Raw genomic sequence first — 18,797 nt, 5'->3', positions numbered from 1 at the left:
TTCATTCAGAAGACTGTCCATGACCAAGCCAATCTACATCCTCAACGGCCCGAACCTTAACCGCCTCGGCAAGCGCGAGCCGGAAATCTACGGTCGCACGACCCTTGCCGAAGTCGAAGCCATGTGCCGGGAAGCTGCCGGCGATCGTCCGCTCCGCTTCCACCAGTCCAACGCCGAGCACGAAATCATCGGGTGGATACACGAGGCGACCGACGAAGGTGCTGGCATCATCATCAATCCAGCAGCCTTCACCTTCACCTCGATTGCCATTCTCGACGCGCTTAAGATGTTTCCAGGTCCGATCATCGAACTGCACATCTCCAACATCCACCGGCGCGAAGCGATCTATCACAATTCGCTGGTGTCGAAGACGGCCACGGCGGTCATAGCCGGCCTCGGCGCGAACGGCTACGGCGTGGCGGTCGGGGCCATGCTGACGCTGCTGCAGACACGCGGATAAACGGGTATCGAAGCCGATGAGGCCCCATATCGAATGCGTGGTCGACAGCCGGGACCGATTGGGCGAGACGCCACTATGGTGCAGCACCACAGGCAAGCTCTGGTGGGTGGACATAGAACGGCCCAAGCTGCAATTCCTCGATCCTGCCAACGGGGAGAGCGGCGCTCACTCCATGCCGGGCACATGGCTGGGGTCGCAGGCGCTGACGAAAACGAGTGAACGCCTCGTCGCGATCGATCTCGACCTGCATCTCTTCGATCCCGCCAAAGGCGACATCACGCTCTTTGCCCGCGTGGAACAGGGACTCGACAACAGGCTCAACGACGGACGGGTCGACGCGCGCGGACGTCTCTGGATCGGCACGATGGACAATGAACTCCATCGACCGAACGGCAGCCTCTACCGCGTCGATCCCGACGGTACCGTCACGAAGATGCTCGACGACATCGTCGTCACCAACGGCATCGCCTTTTCTCCCGATGCCCGCACCCTGTACCTGACCGACACGCGCCGATACCGGACATGGGCGTTCGACTTCGACCTCGACGACGGCCGGATCAGCAATCGCCGTCTATTCGCGGATTATTCCGAAACCGGCGATCGGCCGGACGGAGCGTGCGTCGACGTTGACGGCTGCCTGTGGACGGCCTTCTTCGCGGGATCGCGGATCGTTCGCTATCGGCCCGACGGCGGGATGGACCGATCGGTTCCCATGCCGGTGACAAACCCGACCTGCGTATGTTTCGGAGGGGCCGACCTGAAGACCCTCTATGTTACCAGCGCATACAAGTTCCTGTCCCCCGACCAGCTGGCGGCCGAACCGCAGGCAGGCGCGCTCTTCGCCATCGACGGGATCGGCGAAGGGCTTCCTGAACATCTGTTCGGATGAAGATCGTTCCAATTTTGCAGATTTGAGGAGAAGCCGATGAGAAACCTAACGAGACGGGCGGCGCTGGCGCTTGCCGCCGCCACGATGATGACGGGAATGGCGGAAGCAGCGGACCAGATCGCCCTGCGCTTTTCGGATGTAACGACCGCCGACGCGCCACGATCCGTGGCCCTGGTGGACATCTTCGCCAAGCAACTCGGCGACGAGTTCAAGTTCGAACCCTATTTTAACGGCACGCTGTTCAAGCAGGGCTCCGAACTCGTCGCCGTGCAGCGCGGCAATCTGGATATGGCGTTACTGCCGCCGTCGGACCTTGCGAAACAGGTACCTGCCTTCAGCATCTTGTCCGCGGCATATCTCGTGCGCGATGCGGCCCATATGAAAGCGATCTTCGAAAGCGAAATCGGCGACGAGTTCAAGAAGATGGCCAGGGAACAGGCCGGCGTCGTCATTCTCGCTCCCGCCTATTACGGCACGCGCCACGTCAATTTGAAGGGTGACAAAAAGATCGACGTGCCTGAAGACCTCGCAGGCGTGAAACTCCGCATGCCCGACGGGGAGGCCTGGCAGTTCCTGGGACAGGCGATCGGCGCCAATCCGACTCCGATGCCCTATGCCGAAACCTATACCGGCTTGCAGACCGGCGCCATCGACGGGCAGGACAATCCATTGCCCAACAACAAGTTGATGAAGTTTCATGAAGTCACAGATCAGATCGTGCTGACCGCTCACAATGTCGGGTTCGGCATGCTCTTGATAAACGCCAAGAAATTCGATGCGCTCGCGCCCGAGCAACAGGCGAGGATGCGGGAAGCCGCGAACGCCGCCTTCGAATGGAGCAATGGCCAATATCTGGAGCAGGAAAAGGAACTGATCGAGTTCTTCAAGAAAGAAGGGCTCGAAGTCTACACGCCCGATGTCGCCGCGTTCCAGACCCATGCAAACAAGACGTATCTGGAATCGCCGCTGTCGGGCGATTGGCCGGAGGGGCTCGTCGATAGAATAAACGCGCTTTGAAAAGCCTCGACGCGCGTTCAATCCAGCGCGCGGTCGAGATGGGTGTAGCCGCCGTCGACGAACAGCCATTGTCCGGTCGTGTGGCTAGCACGTTCCGAAAGCAGGAAGACGACGGTGGCGGCGATCTCGTCCGCCGTCGTCATCCGCTGGCCGAGCGGTATGCGCCGCACGATCTCGTCGAGGCGTGCCCGCGGATCGTCGAAGGTCGAGAGCCATTTCTCGTAGAGCGGCGTCATCACCTCGGCGGGAATGACGGCGTTGACGCGGATCCCGTCCTTGCGCAGCGATGCCGCCCATTCGCGCGTCAGCGCGAGCTGCGCGCCCTTGGCGGCGGTGTAGCCGCTGGTGTCGCCCTGTCCCGTCAGCGCCGTCTTCGACGAAATGTTGACGATCGCGCCGCGCGACTTCTTCAAGGCGGGAAGCGCGTGATGGGCGACTGTATAATAGTGGATCAGGTTGCGCTCCAGTGACTGACGGAAAGCCTCCGGCCCCGCTTCCAGCCCGACGCCGTCATTGATGCCGGCATTGTTGACGAGCCCGTCGATGCGGCCGAAGGCGGAAACCGTTTCCTCCACCGCCCTCTTGCAGGCATCGTCGTCCGTCAAATCCAACTGGACGAATTTTGAACGCGGGGCGGTTCCGGCGAGGCGCGTCGAAAAATCCTCGCCAAGCGGACTGCGCCCGAAGATCACCGGTACCGCGCCCTCGCCGGCGAGCGCCATCGTTATCGCCCCACCTATGCCCGCCCCTCCGCCGGTGACGATGACGATCTTGTCCTTCAGCCCGAGTTCCATGAAACCCCTCCCTCAGCCTGCGAACAGATGCGCCGCACGCGAAGCCGGCTTCATCTCGATCGAGAAGCCGGGAGCCGACGGCGGCATATAGGCGGCGCCACGGATAACGCAGGGATCGAGAAAATGTTCGTGCAGGTGGTCGACATACTCCACCACCCTGCCCTCGCGCGTGCCGGCGATCGCGACATAGTCGATCATCGCCAGATGCTGGACATACTCGCAAAGTCCCACGCCTCCCGCATGCGGGCACACCGGCAGGTCGTATTTTGCCGCCATCAGAAGCACGGCCAGCACCTCGTTGACGCCGCCAAGCCGGCAGGCGTCGATCTGCACGACGTCGATCGCGCCGCGCATGATGAACTGCTTGAACATGATGCGGTTCTGGCACATCTCGCCGGTCGCCACCTGCACGGGCGCGACGCCCTTGCGGATCCGGCGATGTCCCTCGACGTCGTCGGGGCTGGTCGGCTCCTCGATGAACCAGGGCTTCGCGAAGGCGAGATCGCGGACCCAGTCGATCGCTTCCCCGACTTCCCAGACCTGGTTCGCGTCGATCATCAGCTTGCGGTCCGGCCCCAGCGCCTCGCGCGCGATCCGCAACCGCCTGATGTCGTCGGCGCGGTCGCGCCCGACCTTGAGCTTGACATGGTCGAAGCCCGCCTCCACCGCCTCGCGGCAGAGCCGGCGCAGCTTCTCGTCCTCGTAGCCGAGCCAGCCTGCCGAGGTCGTGTAGCAGGGATAGCCCTCGCGCTCGAGGACGGCGATGCGCTCGGCCTTTCCCTCTGCCTTCTCCTTGAGAAGGGACAGCGCCTCCTCGCGCGTGATGCAATCGGTGATGTAGCGAAAGTCGATGCAGCGGACGAGCTCCTCCGGGCTCATATCCGCCACCAGACGCCAGATCGGCTTGCCCGCGATCTTCGCCCACAGATCCCAAACCGCGTTGACGATCGCGCCGGTGGCGAGATGAATGGCGCCCTTGTCGGGGCCGATCCAGCGCAGCTGGCTGTCCGAGGTTACGTGCCGCCAGAAGGCGCCCATGTCGGCGGCGACTTCCGCCATGTCGAGTCCGACGACGAGATGGCGCATGGCCTCGATCGCCGCGCAGCAGATGTCGTTGCCACGCCCGATGGTGAAGGTCAGCCCGTGGCCTTCATGGCTGCCGTCGGTCTTCAATATCACATAGGCCGCCGAATAGTCGGGATCTGGATTCATCGCGTCCGAACCGTCGAGGTGAAGCGATGTCGGAAAGCGCAGGTCGAGCACCTGCATGTCGACGATATGGGTCATGATGGTGTCCGGTGGGAGCCTGTCGAGCATCAGTTTCCTGGAAGGGCGGCGCCGGGAAATTCCTGGCGCCGCTCGCAATCAGTCGTAGAGAACCGCGGCGATCTCCGGATCGTCGATGTTCGACTTGTCGTAGTAGAAGAAGCCGGTGTCGATGCTCTTCTCCACCCCCTCGCCCTTGGCGGCCTTCACCGCCGCAACGACCGTCTCGTAGCCGATTCCGACAGGGTTCTGCGTGATCGCGCCGGCCATCAGCCCGTCACGGATCGCCTGCTTCTGCTGCGCGCCGGAATCGTAGCCGATGATCACGAGCTGCCGGTTGAGCTCGCGCGCGCCGTTGACGACGCCGATCGCCGAACCTTCATTCGCGCCGAAAATGCCTTTCAGGTCGGGATTGGCCTGCAGGATCGACTTGGTGATCTCGGTCGATTGCAGATGGTCGCCGCCGCCATACTGGATCGAGACGATCTCGATTTTCGGGTAGGCCTCCTTCATGCGGTTGACGAAGCCGTCGCGCCGGTCGATGCCGGTGCGGCTGGTCTGGTCGTGGACGACGAGCGCGATCTTGCCTTCGCCGCCGATGAGCTCGGCCATCTTGTCCGCCGCGAGCGCGGCGGCGGCGATGTTGTCGGTCGAGGCGGTCGAGACGGGAATGTCGGATTCCACGCCCGAGTCGAAGGCGACGACCGGTATTCCCGCGTCCTTAGCCTGCTGGAGCAGCGGGATCGCGGCCTGGCTGTCGAGCGCGGCGAAGCCGATGGCGGCGGGCTTCTTCGCCAGCGCCGCCGCCAGCATGTCGATCTGACGGTCGACCTGAGCTTCCGTGTCCGGCCCTTCGAAGGTAACGGTCACGCCGAGTTCGGCGGCCGCCTTGTCCGCTCCCGCCTTCACCGCCTGCCAGAACTGATGCTGGAAGCCCTTCGAGATGAGCGCGACATAGGTTTCCTGGGCCATGGCCGGTACGCTTGCGCCCAGCATCGCGACGGCGCCGAGCGCGCCGAGCATGGTTCGTCTTGTAAACATTCCCATTTCCTCCTTGGTTGTACGCTTTCCTGCCTGTCTCTCCGGGACGCTCATCGTCCTCTTCGAAGTCCTTGGCGCCCGTCCGGCGCGGAATCCTCCCTAAAGCTTCCGCCGGCGCAGCATGTCGACATAGACGGCGAGAATGATGATCGATCCGGTGACGACGGTCTGCCATTCCTGCGCGACCGAAAGGATGCGCAGGCCGTTTGCCAGCACGCTCATGATCAGCGCGCCGATCAGCGTTCCGAGAATGGTGCCCCTGCCGCCGGACAGCGACGTGCCGCCGATGACCACCGCGGCGATCGCGTCGAGCTCGTAGCCCTGGCCGAGCGCCGGCTGCGCAGAGTTCAGCCGCGATGCGATCAGGAGCCCCGCAACCCCGCAGATCGAGCCGGCGAGAGCGTAGACCGCGATCTTCCAGCGTTCCGTGTTGACGCCGGACAGACGCACCGCCTCTTCGTTCGAGCCGAGCGCGAATGTGTAGCGCCCGAGCGCGGTCTTCGACAGGATGAAACTGACCACTATCGCGACCAGAAAGAGGATCAGCACGCCGTTCGGCAGCGGCACGGCCGGAATGATCCTGCCGACGATCGAGCCCTGGGCGATCTGCGTGAAACCCGGCGTCTCGTTGAAATAGATCGGCCGCGTGCCGGAGATGACCAGCGAAAGCCCCTTCAGGATGAGCATCATGCCGAGCGTGGCGATGAAGGGCGGCACCTTGAGCTTGGCGACGAAGGTGCCGGAGCAAAGCCCGGCCGCGGCACCGGCCAGTATTGCGGCGGCTATGCCGAAGGGCAGCGGCAAGCCCCAATAGGTCAGCACGACGCCGGCGATGACGGCGCAGAAGGTCATGAGCGTACCGACGGACAGGTCGATGCCGCCGGTAATGATGACCAGCGTCGCCGCGATCGCCAGCACTCCATTGACCGAGGTCGCCTGAAGGATGGCGATGACGTTGCTCGTCTGCATGAAGTTCGGCGACGCGAGGCTGAAGCCGACGACGAGGACGATCAGGCTCGCAAAGGCAAGGAGCCGATGATGCGCGCCCGAAAGACGTGGGCCGGAGGCAGCGCCCGGCTGTGAAACGGCTGTCGTCAACTCGTCCTCCCGTGCTCGATTTTCATCGCGATGCCGGATCCACCTCGCGTTCCACCGTATTGCGTCGTGTCGCCAGCCGCATGATTTCCTCCTGGGAAGCGCCGCCTGGCAGGAAGCCGGTCAGCCTGCCCTCGCACATGACCGCGATGCGATGGCTGAGCCGCAGGATCTCCGGCAGTTCCGAGGAAATCATGATGACGGCGCGCCCCTGCGCGGCGAGCGCGTTGAGCAGCTTGTAGATTTCGCTCTTCGCGCCCACGTCGATGCCCCGCGTCGGCTCGTCGAAGATCAGGATATCGCAATCGCGCAGCAGCCATTTGGCGATCACCACCTTCTGCTGGTTGCCGCCCGAAAGCAGCCGCGCCTCCTGCCTGTCGGACGGCGTCTTGATCGCAAGCCTGTCGATGTAGGCGACCGCTGCTTCGTGCATCGCGGCCTCCTTCAGGACACCTCCGGCGCCGGTGAAGCGCGAGAGGCTCGCGAGCGCGATGTTGTTGCGCACGTCCATGCCGGTGGCGAGGCCGAAGTTCTTCCGGTCCTCCGAGAGATAGCCGATCCCCGCCCGCACGGCATCCCGCGGCTGCCGGATCGTCACCTTTCGCCCACGCACGAAAATCTCGCCCGCATCGATCGGATCGGCTCCGAAAATGGCGCGAGCGACCTCGGTTCGGCCTGCTCCCATCAGGCCGGCAAAGCCCAATATCTCGCCGCGCCGCACCGAGAAGCCGACGTCGCGGATTTCCCTGCCGCGTCTCAGTCCCCTGACTTCCAGAACCACGTCGGTTTCATCGAGGTCGGGTATGGCCGCGGTTTCCTCGGAAAGCTTGCGGCCGACCATCATCGATATGATCGTCTCGACCGGCGTGTCGGCGGCCGGCAGGGTTCCGACGGTCTCCCCGTCCCGCATGACGGTGACGCGGTCGGCGATGCGCTTCAATTCGTCCATCTTGTGCGAGATGTAGACGATGCCGACGCCCTCGCCGCGCAATTGCCGAATGATGGCGAAGAGTTCGTTGATCTCCGCGTCGTTCAGCGCGGCCGTCGGTTCGTCCATGACGAGAACGCGCGACCGGTAGGACAGCGCCTTGGCGATCTCGACCATCTGCTGTCTGGCGATGGTGAGCCCCCGCACCTCGGTGCGGGGGTCGAGCGCGAGATGCATGCTCCGGAGGATTTCCGAGGCCCGTGCATTGAGCGCGGCCTCGTCCAAAAGCAAGCCGCCGGCGCGGCGCGGCTCGCGCCCGATCAGGATGTTCTGTGCCGCGCTCAGATCGGGCATCAGGCTCAGTTCCTGATGGATGATGCCGATCCCGAGCGATTGGGCGGCGCGCGGCGTGCCGATGTCTGCGGGCTCGCCGTCGATCAGAACGGAGCCGGCATCACGCGCGTAGATGCCGGCCAGGATCTTCATCAAGGTGGATTTGCCGGCGCCGTTCTCGCCCATCAGCGCATGCACCTCGCCTGCCCGTAGCTCGAAATGGGCATTCTTCAGCGCACGCACGCCGGGGAAAGTCTTGTCGATGCCGGTCATGGAAACGAGAGGAGCGGTCATCGACGCTTCTCCTCTATGCCGTAGAAACGCGCCGCAACGCCGGCGAGGATCGCGTCGCGACCGACCTCGTCGAGGCTCGCGAGCAGCAGATCGGTCGTCTCCAGCCAGAAATCGTAGTCCGCCGCGAGCGTCAGCACCGGCCAATCCGAACCCCAGGCCAGCCGCTCGGGTCCGAACCAACCGAGAAGGCTCTCGAAAGTCGGCCGCAGCGCCTCCGCCGCGGTCCTCGGCGTACCCCGACGCTCTTCCGGCAGCTCCGTCAGCAGGCCTGAAAGCTTGCAGAAGACCTGTGGAGCCTCGGAAAGCCGCGCCATGCAACGGCGCCAGACGGCATGCCGCGGGTCGTCGGGGGATACCGCGAAAGGCGGCTTGGCGGCATGGTCGACGATGACGGGAAGATCGGGATTGGCTTCGACGAAGCGGCGGAGACCGTCGAGCTGGACCGGCGTCACCAGCGCGTCGAAACGCAGGCCGAGGCGGGTCAACGCTCCGAGAGAGGCGGTATGCGGGCGCGTGAGTATCCAGTCCGCATCCGGCAGGTCCTGCAGCATAGGCCGAACGCCCTTGAAAAGCGGATCGGCCGCGAATCCCTCAAGCGTTTCGACGCTTTCTGGGGAAGCCAGGTCGACCCAGCCTACGACGCCGGCCACATCCTTCTCGCGACCGGCGATCTCCAGCAGATAGCGCGTTTCCGCCACCGTGGGCGCAGCCTGCACCAGCACACGGGCGCGCATCTCCTTCGCCTCGCGCGGAAGGTCGTCCGGTCCAAAGTCGCGACGGATCGCAGCGAGCGCAGGATCGCCGGCCGTCAGCCAGCCATAGTCGTCGCGCGCCAGGCTCCAATAATGGCAATGCGCATCGATGGTCCGGCTGCGTTCCATCAGCTTGCCGCGCCGTCGGCCGCAGCGGTTCGGCAGGAACGGGAATATCCGGTCGAATGGGAGGAAGCGTCACCCGGCGACGCGTCGGATGACGCGGCGAGGTGTTTCGGCTTGAAGCGATGCTTCTCGTCCAGTCGCATGAGCCGATTGTCCTCCCAGCAATCTGCAGCAGCATGTTCTATATACAAACAAATCGTTCATATGTAAATTCAACTTCGGTCGCGGCTTCGTTGTTCCGTGAGGGAGGTCATGCCATGCAGAAGACGGCCGCTCCGGCCAGGGCCGAACAGGCGGACGAGCGCTATCGCGCGCCGGCGCTCGACAAGGGGCTCGACATATTGGAGCTGCTTTCGGAGCAGCCGCGCGGCCTGACACGCGGCGAGATCGTCAAGGCGATGGGGCGCGGCCCCAGCGAGATCTACCGCATGCTGGAACGGCTGGTCGCGCGCGACTATGTCAGCCGCTCGCCCGAGGGTGACCGCTACGCGTTGACCATGAAGCTCTTCGTGCTCGCCCATCGCCATCCGCCGGTGCGCCGGCTGGTCACGCGCGCCCTGCCGCTCATGGACGCCTTTGCCCGCGGGGCGCGGCAGTCATGCCATCTCGTGGTGCCAGACCGCGAGCAGGCGATCGTGGTCGCCCAGGCGACCTGTCCGGGCAACTGGGAGTTCGGCATTCGGGTCGGAACTGAGATCGATCTCCTGAACACCGGTTCCGGCCTGACGCTGCTCGCCTTTCAGGATCCCCACATCACCAGGGAAACCGCGGCCCGCTGGAACGATCCGGCCCGTTCCGCCAAGCTCGCCGCCTTCGCCGACACGTTCGAGACCTGCCGCAAGGCCGGACACCGGATCGGCGAAAGCCGTCAGATCAGGGGCGTCGAAGACATCAGCGCGCCCATCCTCACGCCCGACGGATATGCGATCGCCGTCCTGACCTGCCCGTATATCCAACGGCTCGACGGCCATCCCCAGCCGGATGTCGAGGAGGTTCTAGCCTTGCTCGAGGACGTCACGCAAACGCTGTCGCTCAACTGAACGGCAGCCGGTCATTTAACCGGGAAGTGCCATTTCCGGCCCGATGACGCCCTTGCGGATGGCGAAGCAGCCATAGAAGCGCCGTTCCTGCGTCTGCAGAACCGCGTAGGCCTTTTTCGCCCGTTCATAGAAGGCGAAACGTTCGATACCGACCATGGCCACGTCGCGGCCGTCGAGAAGGTCGATCACCTCGCGTTGCACCTCCGTGATCTCGTCGGGGGCGCCGACCACTTCCATCCGCGCCACCGCGTCGGTCACGAACGTATCGACCGGCATCACCGAAAGCACCGCCCGCACGGCGCGGGTGGTGTCGCAATCGAAGCGCAGCGGGCGACCAAAGACGGTATCGCGCGAGACCGACTCCGCCGGAAAATTCGCGTCGGCGATGATGAGATCGTCGCCATGGCCCATGGAGCGCAGCACGTAGAGCGCATCCGCGCTCAGAAGCGGATCAAGACCCAGGAGCATGCCGTTCCTCCTCCGATACGGGATTGCCCGAAGCCATCTGCATATAAGCCGTCGCGCGGCAGTTCAATCCCGAGCGGTATCACCGCTCGTCAGGCGCCGCCGTGGCGCCGGTTGACGCTGTTCGGCCGACCGGCAAGCGACAGCCGGGTCTCCTGCTTCTGGCGGCTGGCCACGACCTTGCCTTTGGCGACGACGCAGAGCCTCTCGGCGCGCAGGCGCAACGCCTCGACCGGATCGCCGGCGTCGAGCACGACGAGGCTCGCGGTCTTGCCGACCTCGAGCCCGTGGTCGTTTAGCCCCATGATCTCGGCATTGGTTTTCGTCACCATGTCGAAGCACTGGCGCATGTCGGCCGGACTCGTCATCTGCGCCACATGCAGACCCATGAAGGCGACGTCGAGCATGTCGGCGGTGCCGAGCGGGTACCATGGGTCGAGCACGCAATCCTGTCCGAAGCCGACCTTGATGCCGGCCTTCAGCATCTCCGGCACGCGCGTCATGCCGCGCCGCTTGGGATAGGTGTCGTGGCGGCCCTGAATGACTATGTTGATCAGCGGATTGGGACAGGCCGAGACGCCGGCCTCGGCGATCAGCGGCAACAGCTTCGAGACGTAGTAATTGTCCATCGAATGCATGGAAGTGAGGTGCGAAGCGTTGACGCGGCCCTGCAGGCCGAGGCGCTGTGTCTCGTAGGCGAGCTGTTCGATATGGCGCGAGTTCGGATCGTCGGTTTCGTCGCAATGCATGTCGACCATCAGGCCGCGCGCCGACGCGATCTCGCACAGTTCCGTCACGGAGCGGGTACCGTCGGTCATGGTACGCTCGAAATGCGGAATGCCACCAACGACCTCCACACCCATGTCGAGCGCCCGTATGGTGTTTTCGCGCGCGTTCGGCGAGCGGTAGAAGCCGTCCTGCGGGAAGGCGACGAGCTGCAGGTCGATATAGGGCGCAACCTCCTTCTTCACCTCCAGCAACGCTTCGACCGCGAGCAGCCGGTCGTCGCAGGTATCGACATGGGTGCGGATCGCAAGCAGGCCCATCGATACAGCCCAGTCGCAATAGGCGAGCGCCCTCTCCTTCGCCGCCTGATGGGTGAGCATCGGCTTCAACTCTCCCCACAGCGCGATGCCTTCCAGGAGAGTGCCGGAGGCATTGATGCGCGGAATGCCGTAGGAAAGCGTCGCGTCCATGTGGAAATGCGGGTCGACGAAAGGTTGCGAGACGAGATTGCCGGTGGCATCGACGACCTCGCCGGCCTCTGCCGGGAGCTTCGGCTCGATCGCTGCGATCCTGTTGCCCCTGATGCCGATATCCGCGATGTTTCCGTCGGGCAGGATACCGCCCTTCACGATCAGATCGAAACTCATCTCTCGCTTCTCCGATGTGAGATCATCAGTGTATCGGAACCTGATAGGGCACGGTGCCGCCGGAAGATAGGGACGGAATTGCAAGGCGGCGAGATAGCGACCCCCAATGCAACCTCCCCTCGGAATACGCGTTGATATCCGTCGAATTCGGTGGGAGCCTGACCATGGACCAGGGTTGGTTCGATAAGCCGGTGCCGATCGCGATCGGCATCATCGGCGATATCTATTACGTCATGAACGCAAAGCAGGCGCACGACGTCCTGCAACATCACTGGCCAAGACAGGGAACGGACAAGTTCAAGGCTGCGAACCGCGCTTGCCTCGAAGTCATTGCCGGCGCGAAAAGCGCCGATGTCGCACGGCTTTCCTTCGTGGAAGCGGCGCGCGAGGCGGCAGTCCTGGCAGATTGACGAGTGCTTCGTGGTCAGTTCGCCGTGTCGGAATAGCCGAGATTGTCTCCGCCGCTCTCCTTCGCGGCCGCATGCCGGCTCAACAGCGCCGCCTGCAATTTCATCGCAAGATCGAGAAGTCGAGCCGGTCCCGGTTCTTCCTCTATCTGCTTCAGGAGAAGAGATAGTTCGGCCGGCATGGGAAGATCGTCTGCGGCGATTGCAAGGTTCTTCTTCATGCGGCCATCATACCAGATGCTGAGCCTTCTTGTACAAGCAAAACGATCACCTCACGTCCATTTCAACTTCCGCGAGGTCGAGCCGCCGCAGGCGGCTTATGGAGTGAAAGCCTATCGCCGGGCGTCGGTTCAGGTGCCGCAGAACGTCTGCAGGACCCGCTCATCCGGTGCCGGCGCCTCGGCGTAGCGCTCCATTCCGGGCTGTTCCTCGAACGGTTTCGTGACCACGGAAAGAAGCTCTTCGAAGGGCGCGAAATCGGAATGCTCCGCTGCCGCCTCGACGACGGCTTCCACACGATGGTTGCGCGGGATGTATTTCGGATTGACGGCCTGCATCGCCGCCTTGCGCGCTGCCGGCTCCATCGGTTCTCCTGCAAGGCGTGCACGCCATTCCCTGGCCCAGGCGTCGAATTCTTCGGGAACGGCGAAGAGCGACCGCGTCATCCCCTCGCCTGCCGCTGCTTCCAGATCATTGCCGAGAGCGCGAAAAGTCAGCGTGAAATCCGCCTTGTTGCGCGCCATCACGTCCAGAAGATTGCGTGCCAGCGCGATGTCGCCTTGCCGGTCCGCCTCCAGTCCGAGCTTTCTCCTCATACCGGTGCGAAACGCATTCTCGAAGCGCGTGGGAAATTGATCGAGCACGGCTTCCGCATCGGCGATGGCCGCATTCTTGTCGTCCGCGATCAGCGGCAGCAGCGTCTCGGCCAGGCGCGCGAGGTTCCACTGCGCGATATAGGGCTGATTGGCATAGGCGTAGCGGCCGAAATGGTCGATCGAGCTGAACACCGTGCCCGGGTCGAACACATCCATGAAGGCGCATGGTCCATAATCGATCGTCTCGCCGGAAATCGTCATATTGTCGGTGTTCATGACGCCATGAATGAAGCCGACCAGCATCCATTTCGCCACCAGATCGGCTTGGGCCGAGACCACCGCGGAGAACAGGCCGAGATAGGGCCGACCGTCGTCGGAAAGATGCGGGTAGTGGCGTGCTATCGCATGATCGGCGAGTGCTCTCACCGCTTCGGTGTCGCCGCGCGCGGCGAAGAACTGGAAAGTGCCGATGCGGATGTGGCTTGCCGCGACACGGGTCACCACCGCGCCGGGAAGGCGCGTCTCACGGTAGACCGGCTCGCCGGTCGTCGCCGCGGCCAGGGTCCGCGTGGTCGGGATCCCGAGCGCCGCCATCGCCTCGCTGACGATATACTCCCGCAGCACCGGGCCGATCGCGGCCCGGCCGTCGCCGCCGCGCGAGAAATATGTGGGACCGGAGCCCTTCAGTTGCACGTCGCGTCGCCGGCCGCTGCTGTCGAAAAGCTCTCCGAGCAGAACGGCACGGCCATCACCGAGCTGCGGCACGAATTGCCCGAACTGGTGCCCGGCATAGGCCAATGCGATCGGCTGCGCGCTCTCCGGAACCTTGTTGCCGGCGAAAAGCTCGGCGCCTTCCCTGCCGGAGATCCATTGCAGATCGAGCCCCAGCTCGCGGGCAAGATCTTCGTTCACATGGATCAGCCGAGGCTCCCGCACCGGCGTGGGCGACGTGCGGACGTAGAAACGCTCTGGAAGAGCCGCGTAGCTGTTCGAAAAGACGGGGCCGGACAAATCTTCGCTCCTCAACGGGCCAGCCGTTGAACCGTTTCGACGATCGCATGCGAGAACATCTCAACGATGCCCGGCACGTCGTCCTTAATCAGATATGATCTTCGGCGAACGTGCTCAAGGCGATCCTGTTCCGATTGTCGAGGCGGGGCCCGGAACCGGAGCATCGCCCGAGTTGTTGTCAGGCGGGGGCAACGGATTGTCGAGGATGCCATGTCCGCTTTCGAAACCTGCATCATCCGCCATACGGATTCGCCACTGTTGCACTATACGGTGGAGTTCATCGGCGGGAACGCGCAAAGCGTGACCGTAGACTGCACGTTCGAGCCTGCGGAAAGCGAGCCGTCGCACGAGGAAATCGTCGCCAAGGCCCGTCGCCTGATCGAGGCGGTCATGGCGGAAAGCGGCGAGGAAAGCCGCCCCGGAACCGACTTTCGGTGACGATCCTGCCAGGATCTCTGATTCGATTTAAAAGTGACGGAACAAAAGCCGTTCACGCAAAGTTTTTTCTTTCAGGCTTCGTCCATTCGAGACACACTCGCGGCTGAAGCCAGAAGGGAGAACATAAAAATGATGGCGAGTGAGCAGAATTCACCCTCTTCCAGTTCCCGCTCTCCGCGGGTGGAAGTCGATCCGGGATCGAAACGGGTCAAGGTGACCTTGTCGCTACCCGCGGATGGGCAAAGAAATCCCAATCGCAAGAAGGTTCTGGAAAAGGCGCGGCGGATGCTGGCGGCGGCGCTGGAGGAAGAACGGAAGGAGGAAGGCAGGAAAGGCGAGGTAATAGCGGCGAAAACCCGCCCCGGCTGCGGAGCCTGGTGGCTTTTCTGAGCGCAAATCCGTCGCGGATCCGGCCATTCGTCGCAAACCAGGTTGGGTGATCGGCAATGGGCCGTCAAGGCGATGCCCGCGGGTCCGGTAAGACCATTCTCCATACCCATGGCTGTATCTCCGGGGACAGCCGTCATGAGGCGATCTCGCATGCAGCGGTCGCCGAACGTCTTGCGGGTCTGCTGGAGCTTCGGTTCGCTGGCGATTGCGGAGCACGCAAGCTCGGTCGAAATTGCTATGTCGTACCGCAACACACGCTCAGCGGCGCCGAAAGCGCCAAGCGGCTGAACATCAAATCCGAACATGATCTGCTCGGTGCCTGGCTGCCGGAAGCCTTCATGGCCGGCAAGGCGATCATGCATCCGCTCATACCAAAATTTTCCACCGCGCCGGCTTCCTGGCGGCAGGCGCTGCCGGCGCTGGCAATCAATCTGGTGCTGCCGGGATTTACCGCCTTTTGCAGACAAGACGCTTCGGCGGCGGCGCATACGCTCCTCGGCAGCGGCCCGGTACGGCTGAAGCGGGTCAACGCCAGAGGCGGCCACGGCCAGACGGTCGTGTCCTCGCCCGCGGAAATCGAGCCCGCTATCGATTCCCTCGATACCGACATAAGCCTCGACGATCCGCTCGTCGTGGAAACCAATCTGCGCGAGGTGACCACCTACGGCGTCGGCCAGATAAGGCTGCCCCGGCAAAGCGCCAGCTATTGGGGCACGCAGTTCAGAACGACCAACAATCAGGGCAAGCAGGCCTATGGCGGAACCGAGCTTTTTGTCGTTCCCGGCGGATATGACGACCTGCTGGCGCATGTGCAATCGCCGATGCTGCGCGACGCGATCGCCTGCGCGATGCATTTCGATGGTCTCGCCGACCGGTATCTGCCGGAAATGATTGCGTCGCGACGCAACTATGATGTCGCCTGCGGCATTGACCCGAATGGAACCATGCGCATCGGGGTCCTGGAACAGTCCTGGAGAGTAGGCGGCGCCACCGCCGCGGAAATCCTGGCCCTGGAAGCATTGGCGAACGACCCGACACTGGCCGCCGTCAGGGCAAGGACTGTAGAGATCTACGGCGGAAAGGATATGCCGCCGGAAGATGCTTTGGTGGGCTTCGATGGGGAGGACGAAATGGAAGGGCCGCTGCTCAAGTTCGCCCGAGTGGAGGCAAGAATTGCGTGTGAAGAAGCTGAGCATTCCTCTCAATGACGATCTTATTTCCGGGCAGCTGATCGAGCCGGACACCGGCGTGCCGGGTGTATTGTTCGTCCACGGATGGGCGGGAAGCCAGGAGCGCGACAAGAAGCGCGCGAATGCATTCGCGCAACTGGGATTTGTCAGCCTGACCTTCGACTTGCGCGGTCACGGCGCGTCGACGAGCGAGCTTCGCCACGTCACCCGCGAGGACAATCTCGCCGATATCTGCGCCGCCTATGACATGTTGGCCAGGCAGCCGCAGGTGGACAACTCCTCCATCGCCGTGGTCGCCAGCAGCTACGGTGCCTATCTCGCCACCATAGCCACGTCGCGCCGACCGGTTCGCTGGCTCGCGCTGCGGGTTCCCGCACTCTATCGCGACGTCGACTGGAGCATGCCGAAATTCCAACTGGACAAGGAAGATCTCGCCGTCTACCGCCGCTCGCTCGTACGCGCGGACCAGAACGTCGCCCTGAAGCATTGCCGGGACTTCGAAGGCGATGTTCTCATCGTGGAATCGGAGAATGACGAGATCGTCCCGCATCCGGCGGTAGCAAGCTACCTCTCCTCCTTCGTCCATGCCCGCTCGGTCACCTACCGCGTCATCTCCGGCGCCGATCACGCACTCTCGACCGCGGAGAGCCAGCGGGCGTACGACCAGTTGCTCTCTCATTGGCTCCGCGAGATGATCTTCGGAGCGCGCTAGGCGCCGCCGCGAGGAATTCGGTCCGAACCGGCGTGCTTCGGAGGAGCGTCGTTCTCGTCCGGGTTGGGAACGGGCGCTTCGTCCGGAAGACGATCCGGGTCCGGCTCGCGGACCGGCTTTTCCCCGGGAAACGGCGGTGGCGGCGGACGTTTCGGATCGGGTTGCGGAACGGGAATGCTCATTCTGTCACCTCTTCCACTCAACTGCACAGGCAGCGCCGGGTTCCGTCACAGCTTCCTCGTCGAGGCGGAACAGGATGGTCTCGCGCTTGTTTGGTCTGCATCCAGGAAACGAGAGGAGCAGGAGCAGATGCAGGATCCCAGGACCAAATATCCGACGCCGACCTTTCCTCCGCAGAAACAGGACATGCCCGGCTACACCGAGGAAATGTCGCCCCGTCCCGACCATGGCGAGGAAAGCTATAAGGGAAGCGGCAAGCTCGAGGGCTGCGCCGCGATCATCACCGGCGGCGATTCCGGTATCGGCCGCGCCGTGGCGATCGCCTATGCCCGCGAGGGCGCGGATGTGATCGTCTCCTATTTCAGCGAACACGAGGATGCGCAGGAAACCGCGCGCTGGGTGGAAGGAGCCGGCCGCCGCGCGGTTCTCGCGGCAGGCGACATCAAGGACGAAGGCCATTGCAAGGAACTCGTCGAGCGAGCGATGAGCGAGTTCGGGCGGCTCGACATTCTCGTCAACAATGCCGCGCATCAGGCGACGTTCAGGCAGATCGAGGACATCAGCGCCGAAGAATGGGACGTGACGTTCCGCACCAATCTCTACAGCCAGTTCTACCTCAGCAAGGCGGCGATCCCGAGGATGAAGCCGGGCAGCTCGATCATCAACACGAGCTCGATCAACGCCGCCGATCCCTCGCCCCAGCTTCTTGCCTATGCCACGACCAAGGGCGCGATCGCCAATTTCACCCAAGGGCTCGCGCAACTCGTCGCCGAACGCGGAATCCGCGTGAACGCCGTGGCGCCGGGGCCGGTCTGGACGCCGCTCATCCCCTCGACCATGCCGAAGGAGAAGGTGGCGAATTTCGGCAAGAACACGCCGCTCGGACGTGCGGGCAACCGGCCGAAATGGCGGGTGCCTTCGTCTTCCTCGCCTGCGAGGAGGCAAGCTACGTCACCGGAGCGATCATTCCGGCGACGGGCGGTCGGCCGATGTGATCCGGCGAACTGCCCCGAAAGCAGCCGCGCAAGCTACGCGCCTGCATGATCGGCGGATCATCCTGCCGCGGCCGTATCCAGAGGGAGAAGGTCCCTCATCTTGTACGCGACTTCCGTGCGGTTCGTCGCCTTCAGCTTGCGCATGATGTTGCGGATGTGGACCTTCACCGTGCTTTCGCAAAGATTGAGCTCGTAGGCGATGATCTTGTTGGCCTTGCCCTTGCGCAAAGCGTCGGCAACATCGGCCTGGCGCGGCGTGAACAGGTCGGACAACGAAGGCCCGCTCTGGGCTTGCGGCAGCGACTTCTGCATGGCGAGAACGCTGCTTGCCGGAACGAATACGCCGCCCGCCAGCGCGAGCTTGATGGCTTCGACGCAGATCTCGACGCCCACCGAAGCCGGGATGTAGCCGCGCACGCCGCTGTCGAGCGCGGCGAATATCTGCGCGAGGTCGTCGGCATCGGCCAGGACGACCACCGGTGTCGGTCCGAATTCGGACACGTAGGCACGCAGCTCCTCCGCAACTGCGGGATCCGTGGCCTTGTTGCCGCCGATGTGGATGAGAACGGCGGCCGGCGAGCGGTGGAGAGCGGACGTCTCCCGCCATTCCTGAATCGAGCCGCAGGCGACCACTTCCCACTGAACGCCGTGCCAGACGAGGCTGCGCGACAGGCATTCGCGCGACAGCGCGCGATTGTCGATCAGCACCAGCGCACGTTCGTGCAGGCTTCTCTTCTCGGGCCGAAACTCGTCTGAAAGCGACATGATCGTGGCGCCCGGCGGCGT

At 63.5% G+C, this 18,797-nt stretch carries 21 protein-coding genes and 1 pseudogene; 10 read left to right on the top strand and 12 right to left on the bottom strand.

What is annotated here, in order from left to right; translation table 11 throughout:
- The first annotated feature begins 19 nt into the window (after nt 1-19).
- From XW59_RS22720 to XW59_RS22710, 3 genes are read left to right on the top strand one after another with little or no spacing between them, the layout of a single operon-like run.
- Nucleotides 20-460: a type II 3-dehydroquinate dehydratase gene (locus XW59_RS22720; protein ID WP_047147880.1), complete on the top strand. Its 441-nt coding sequence runs from the start codon at nt 20-22 to the stop codon at nt 458-460.
- A gap of 16 nt (nt 461-476) precedes the next feature.
- Nucleotides 477-1,349 carry an SMP-30/gluconolactonase/LRE family protein gene (locus XW59_RS22715; protein WP_047147881.1) on the top strand — a complete coding sequence of 291 codons (873 nt, stop codon included), beginning with the start codon at nt 477-479 and terminating at the stop codon, nt 1,347-1,349.
- Between the two features lie 36 nt (nt 1,350-1,385).
- Nucleotides 1,386-2,366, top strand: coding sequence for a sialic acid TRAP transporter substrate-binding protein SiaP (locus XW59_RS22710; protein WP_047147882.1), 981 nt, complete (start codon nt 1,386-1,388; stop codon nt 2,364-2,366).
- A gap of 17 nt (nt 2,367-2,383) precedes the next feature.
- On the opposite strand, the gene XW59_RS22705 is transcribed toward XW59_RS22710, so the two are convergent.
- The 6 genes from XW59_RS22705 to XW59_RS22680 form a co-directional block, all read right to left on the bottom strand.
- On the bottom strand, nt 2,384-3,160 hold the full coding sequence (locus XW59_RS22705; RefSeq protein WP_047147883.1) for an SDR family oxidoreductase: 777 nt from the start codon (nt 3,158-3,160) through the stop codon (nt 2,384-2,386).
- Between the two features lie 12 nt (nt 3,161-3,172).
- A complete protein-coding gene (locus XW59_RS22700) occupies nt 3,173-4,447 on the bottom strand; it encodes an L-fuconate dehydratase (RefSeq protein ID WP_047148048.1) in 1,275 nt (424 codons plus the stop codon).
- Nucleotides 4,448-4,525: 78 nt separating this feature from the next.
- Nucleotides 4,526-5,467, bottom strand: a complete 942-nt coding sequence (locus XW59_RS22695; RefSeq protein ID WP_047147884.1) for an ABC transporter substrate-binding protein — start codon at nt 5,465-5,467, stop codon at nt 4,526-4,528.
- A 99-nt stretch (nt 5,468-5,566) separates the two neighbouring features.
- Nucleotides 5,567-6,565 carry an ABC transporter permease gene (locus tag XW59_RS22690; RefSeq protein ID WP_047147885.1) on the bottom strand — a complete coding sequence of 333 codons (999 nt, stop codon included), beginning with the start codon at nt 6,563-6,565 and terminating at the stop codon, nt 5,567-5,569.
- 22 nt (nt 6,566-6,587) lie between these two features.
- Nucleotides 6,588-8,117, bottom strand: a complete 1,530-nt coding sequence (locus tag XW59_RS22685; protein WP_047147886.1) for a sugar ABC transporter ATP-binding protein — start codon at nt 8,115-8,117, stop codon at nt 6,588-6,590.
- Nucleotides 8,114-8,998 carry an amidohydrolase family protein gene (locus XW59_RS22680; protein WP_047147887.1) on the bottom strand — a complete coding sequence of 295 codons (885 nt, stop codon included), beginning with the start codon at nt 8,996-8,998 and terminating at the stop codon, nt 8,114-8,116. Before XW59_RS22680 ends, XW59_RS22685 begins: the two co-directional genes overlap by 4 nt.
- A 254-nt stretch (nt 8,999-9,252) precedes the next feature.
- Here XW59_RS22680 and XW59_RS22675 point away from each other — a divergent pair, with 254 nt between their 5' ends.
- Nucleotides 9,253-10,035, top strand: a complete 783-nt coding sequence (locus XW59_RS22675; RefSeq protein ID WP_047147888.1) for an IclR family transcriptional regulator — start codon at nt 9,253-9,255, stop codon at nt 10,033-10,035.
- A gap of 15 nt (nt 10,036-10,050) precedes the next feature.
- On the opposite strand, the gene XW59_RS22670 is transcribed toward XW59_RS22675, so the two are convergent.
- Together XW59_RS22670 and XW59_RS22665 are read right to left on the bottom strand one after the other, a co-directional pair.
- Nucleotides 10,051-10,503, bottom strand: a complete 453-nt coding sequence (locus XW59_RS22670; RefSeq protein ID WP_047147889.1) for an RbsD/FucU domain-containing protein — start codon at nt 10,501-10,503, stop codon at nt 10,051-10,053.
- 89 nt (nt 10,504-10,592) lie between these two features.
- Nucleotides 10,593-11,873 (bottom strand): amidohydrolase family protein, encoded by a 1,281-nt coding sequence (locus tag XW59_RS22665; protein WP_047147890.1) that lies wholly within the window; start codon nt 11,871-11,873, stop codon nt 10,593-10,595.
- 164 nt (nt 11,874-12,037) lie between these two features.
- On the opposite strand from XW59_RS22665, the gene XW59_RS22660 reads away from it, so the two are divergent.
- Nucleotides 12,038-12,283 carry a DUF982 domain-containing protein gene (locus XW59_RS22660; RefSeq protein WP_047147891.1) on the top strand — a complete coding sequence of 82 codons (246 nt, stop codon included), beginning with the start codon at nt 12,038-12,040 and terminating at the stop codon, nt 12,281-12,283.
- Between the two features lie 14 nt (nt 12,284-12,297).
- Here the strand turns inward: XW59_RS22660 and XW59_RS22655 are convergent, their stop codons facing one another.
- A complete protein-coding gene (locus XW59_RS22655) occupies nt 12,298-12,501 on the bottom strand; it encodes a hypothetical protein (protein ID WP_047147892.1) in 204 nt (67 codons plus the stop codon).
- A gap of 129 nt (nt 12,502-12,630) precedes the next feature.
- Entirely contained in the window at nt 12,631-14,106 is a 1,476-nt protein-coding gene (locus XW59_RS22650; RefSeq protein WP_047147893.1) for a protein adenylyltransferase SelO, read from the bottom strand.
- Nucleotides 14,107-14,316: 210 nt separating this feature from the next.
- On the opposite strand from XW59_RS22650, the gene XW59_RS22645 reads away from it, so the two are divergent.
- From XW59_RS22645 to XW59_RS22630, 4 genes are read left to right on the top strand one after another with little or no spacing between them, the layout of a single operon-like run.
- Nucleotides 14,317-14,544: a hypothetical protein gene (locus XW59_RS22645; protein WP_047147894.1), complete on the top strand. Its 228-nt coding sequence runs from the start codon at nt 14,317-14,319 to the stop codon at nt 14,542-14,544.
- A 33-nt stretch (nt 14,545-14,577) separates the two neighbouring features.
- Nucleotides 14,578-14,934 (top strand): hypothetical protein, encoded by a 357-nt coding sequence (locus tag XW59_RS22640; protein ID WP_136068429.1) that lies wholly within the window; start codon nt 14,578-14,580, stop codon nt 14,932-14,934.
- A gap of 56 nt (nt 14,935-14,990) precedes the next feature.
- Complete coding sequence (locus tag XW59_RS22635; RefSeq protein ID WP_047147896.1) at nt 14,991-16,142, top strand: DUF3182 family protein; 1,152 nt, start codon at nt 14,991-14,993, stop codon at nt 16,140-16,142.
- Nucleotides 16,114-16,836, top strand: a complete 723-nt coding sequence (locus tag XW59_RS22630; RefSeq protein ID WP_246666183.1) for an alpha/beta fold hydrolase — start codon at nt 16,114-16,116, stop codon at nt 16,834-16,836. The genes XW59_RS22635 and XW59_RS22630 overlap by 29 nt, the downstream gene beginning before the upstream one ends.
- Here XW59_RS22630 and XW59_RS29890 read toward each other — a convergent pair.
- Nucleotides 16,833-17,018: a hypothetical protein gene (locus tag XW59_RS29890; protein ID WP_047147898.1), complete on the bottom strand. Its 186-nt coding sequence runs from the start codon at nt 17,016-17,018 to the stop codon at nt 16,833-16,835. The genes XW59_RS22630 and XW59_RS29890 overlap by 4 nt on opposite strands.
- 127 nt (nt 17,019-17,145) lie before the next feature.
- On the opposite strand from XW59_RS29890, the pseudogene XW59_RS22620 reads away from it, so the two are divergent.
- Nucleotides 17,146-18,011 (top strand): annotated as a pseudogene (locus XW59_RS22620) (SDR family oxidoreductase).
- A 57-nt stretch (nt 18,012-18,068) separates the two neighbouring features.
- On the opposite strand, the gene XW59_RS22615 reads toward XW59_RS22620, so the two are convergent.
- The gene (locus XW59_RS22615; RefSeq protein ID WP_246666182.1) at nt 18,069-18,776 is read right to left on the bottom strand and encodes a response regulator transcription factor; all 708 of its coding nucleotides are present in this window, start codon (nt 18,774-18,776) and stop codon (nt 18,069-18,071) included.
- Between the last annotated feature and the right edge of the window lie 21 nt (nt 18,777-18,797).

Source organism: Aquamicrobium sp. LC103, assembly GCF_001014615.2.
Lineage (GTDB): Bacteria > Pseudomonadota > Alphaproteobacteria > Rhizobiales > Rhizobiaceae > LBCQ02.
This window is presented reverse-complemented; position numbering and strand designations above follow the sequence as displayed.

Bases quoted from the DNA above. Each gene is read 5' to 3' on its own strand.
- XW59_RS22665 (WP_047147890.1), bottom strand. From the start codon at position 11,873: ATGAGTTTCGATCTGATCGTGAAGGGCGGTATCCTGCCCGACGGAAAC.
- XW59_RS22720 (WP_047147880.1), top strand. From the start codon at position 20: ATGACCAAGCCAATCTACATCCTCAACGGCCCGAACCTTAACCGCCTC.
- XW59_RS22705 (WP_047147883.1), bottom strand. From the start codon at position 3,160: ATGGAACTCGGGCTGAAGGACAAGATCGTCATCGTCACCGGCGGAGGG.
- XW59_RS22685 (WP_047147886.1), bottom strand. From the start codon at position 8,117: ATGACCGCTCCTCTCGTTTCCATGACCGGCATCGACAAGACTTTCCCC.
- XW59_RS22710 (WP_047147882.1), top strand. From the start codon at position 1,386: ATGAGAAACCTAACGAGACGGGCGGCGCTGGCGCTTGCCGCCGCCACG.
- XW59_RS22655 (WP_047147892.1), bottom strand. From the start codon at position 12,501: ATGAAGAAGAACCTTGCAATCGCCGCAGACGATCTTCCCATGCCGGCC.
- XW59_RS22660 (WP_047147891.1), top strand. From the start codon at position 12,038: ATGGACCAGGGTTGGTTCGATAAGCCGGTGCCGATCGCGATCGGCATC.
- XW59_RS22670 (WP_047147889.1), bottom strand. From the start codon at position 10,503: ATGCTCCTGGGTCTTGATCCGCTTCTGAGCGCGGATGCGCTCTACGTG.
- XW59_RS29890 (WP_047147898.1), bottom strand. From the start codon at position 17,018: ATGAGCATTCCCGTTCCGCAACCCGATCCGAAACGTCCGCCGCCACCG.
- XW59_RS22695 (WP_047147884.1), bottom strand. From the start codon at position 5,467: ATGTTTACAAGACGAACCATGCTCGGCGCGCTCGGCGCCGTCGCGATG.
- XW59_RS22700 (WP_047148048.1), bottom strand. From the start codon at position 4,447: ATGACCCATATCGTCGACATGCAGGTGCTCGACCTGCGCTTTCCGACA.
- XW59_RS22680 (WP_047147887.1), bottom strand. From the start codon at position 8,998: ATGGAACGCAGCCGGACCATCGATGCGCATTGCCATTATTGGAGCCTG.
- XW59_RS22615 (WP_246666182.1), bottom strand. From the start codon at position 18,776: ATGTCGCTTTCAGACGAGTTTCGGCCCGAGAAGAGAAGCCTGCACGAA.
- XW59_RS22635 (WP_047147896.1), top strand. From the start codon at position 14,991: ATGGGCCGTCAAGGCGATGCCCGCGGGTCCGGTAAGACCATTCTCCAT.
- XW59_RS22645 (WP_047147894.1), top strand. From the start codon at position 14,317: ATGTCCGCTTTCGAAACCTGCATCATCCGCCATACGGATTCGCCACTG.
- XW59_RS22715 (WP_047147881.1), top strand. From the start codon at position 477: ATGAGGCCCCATATCGAATGCGTGGTCGACAGCCGGGACCGATTGGGC.
- XW59_RS22675 (WP_047147888.1), top strand. From the start codon at position 9,253: ATGCAGAAGACGGCCGCTCCGGCCAGGGCCGAACAGGCGGACGAGCGC.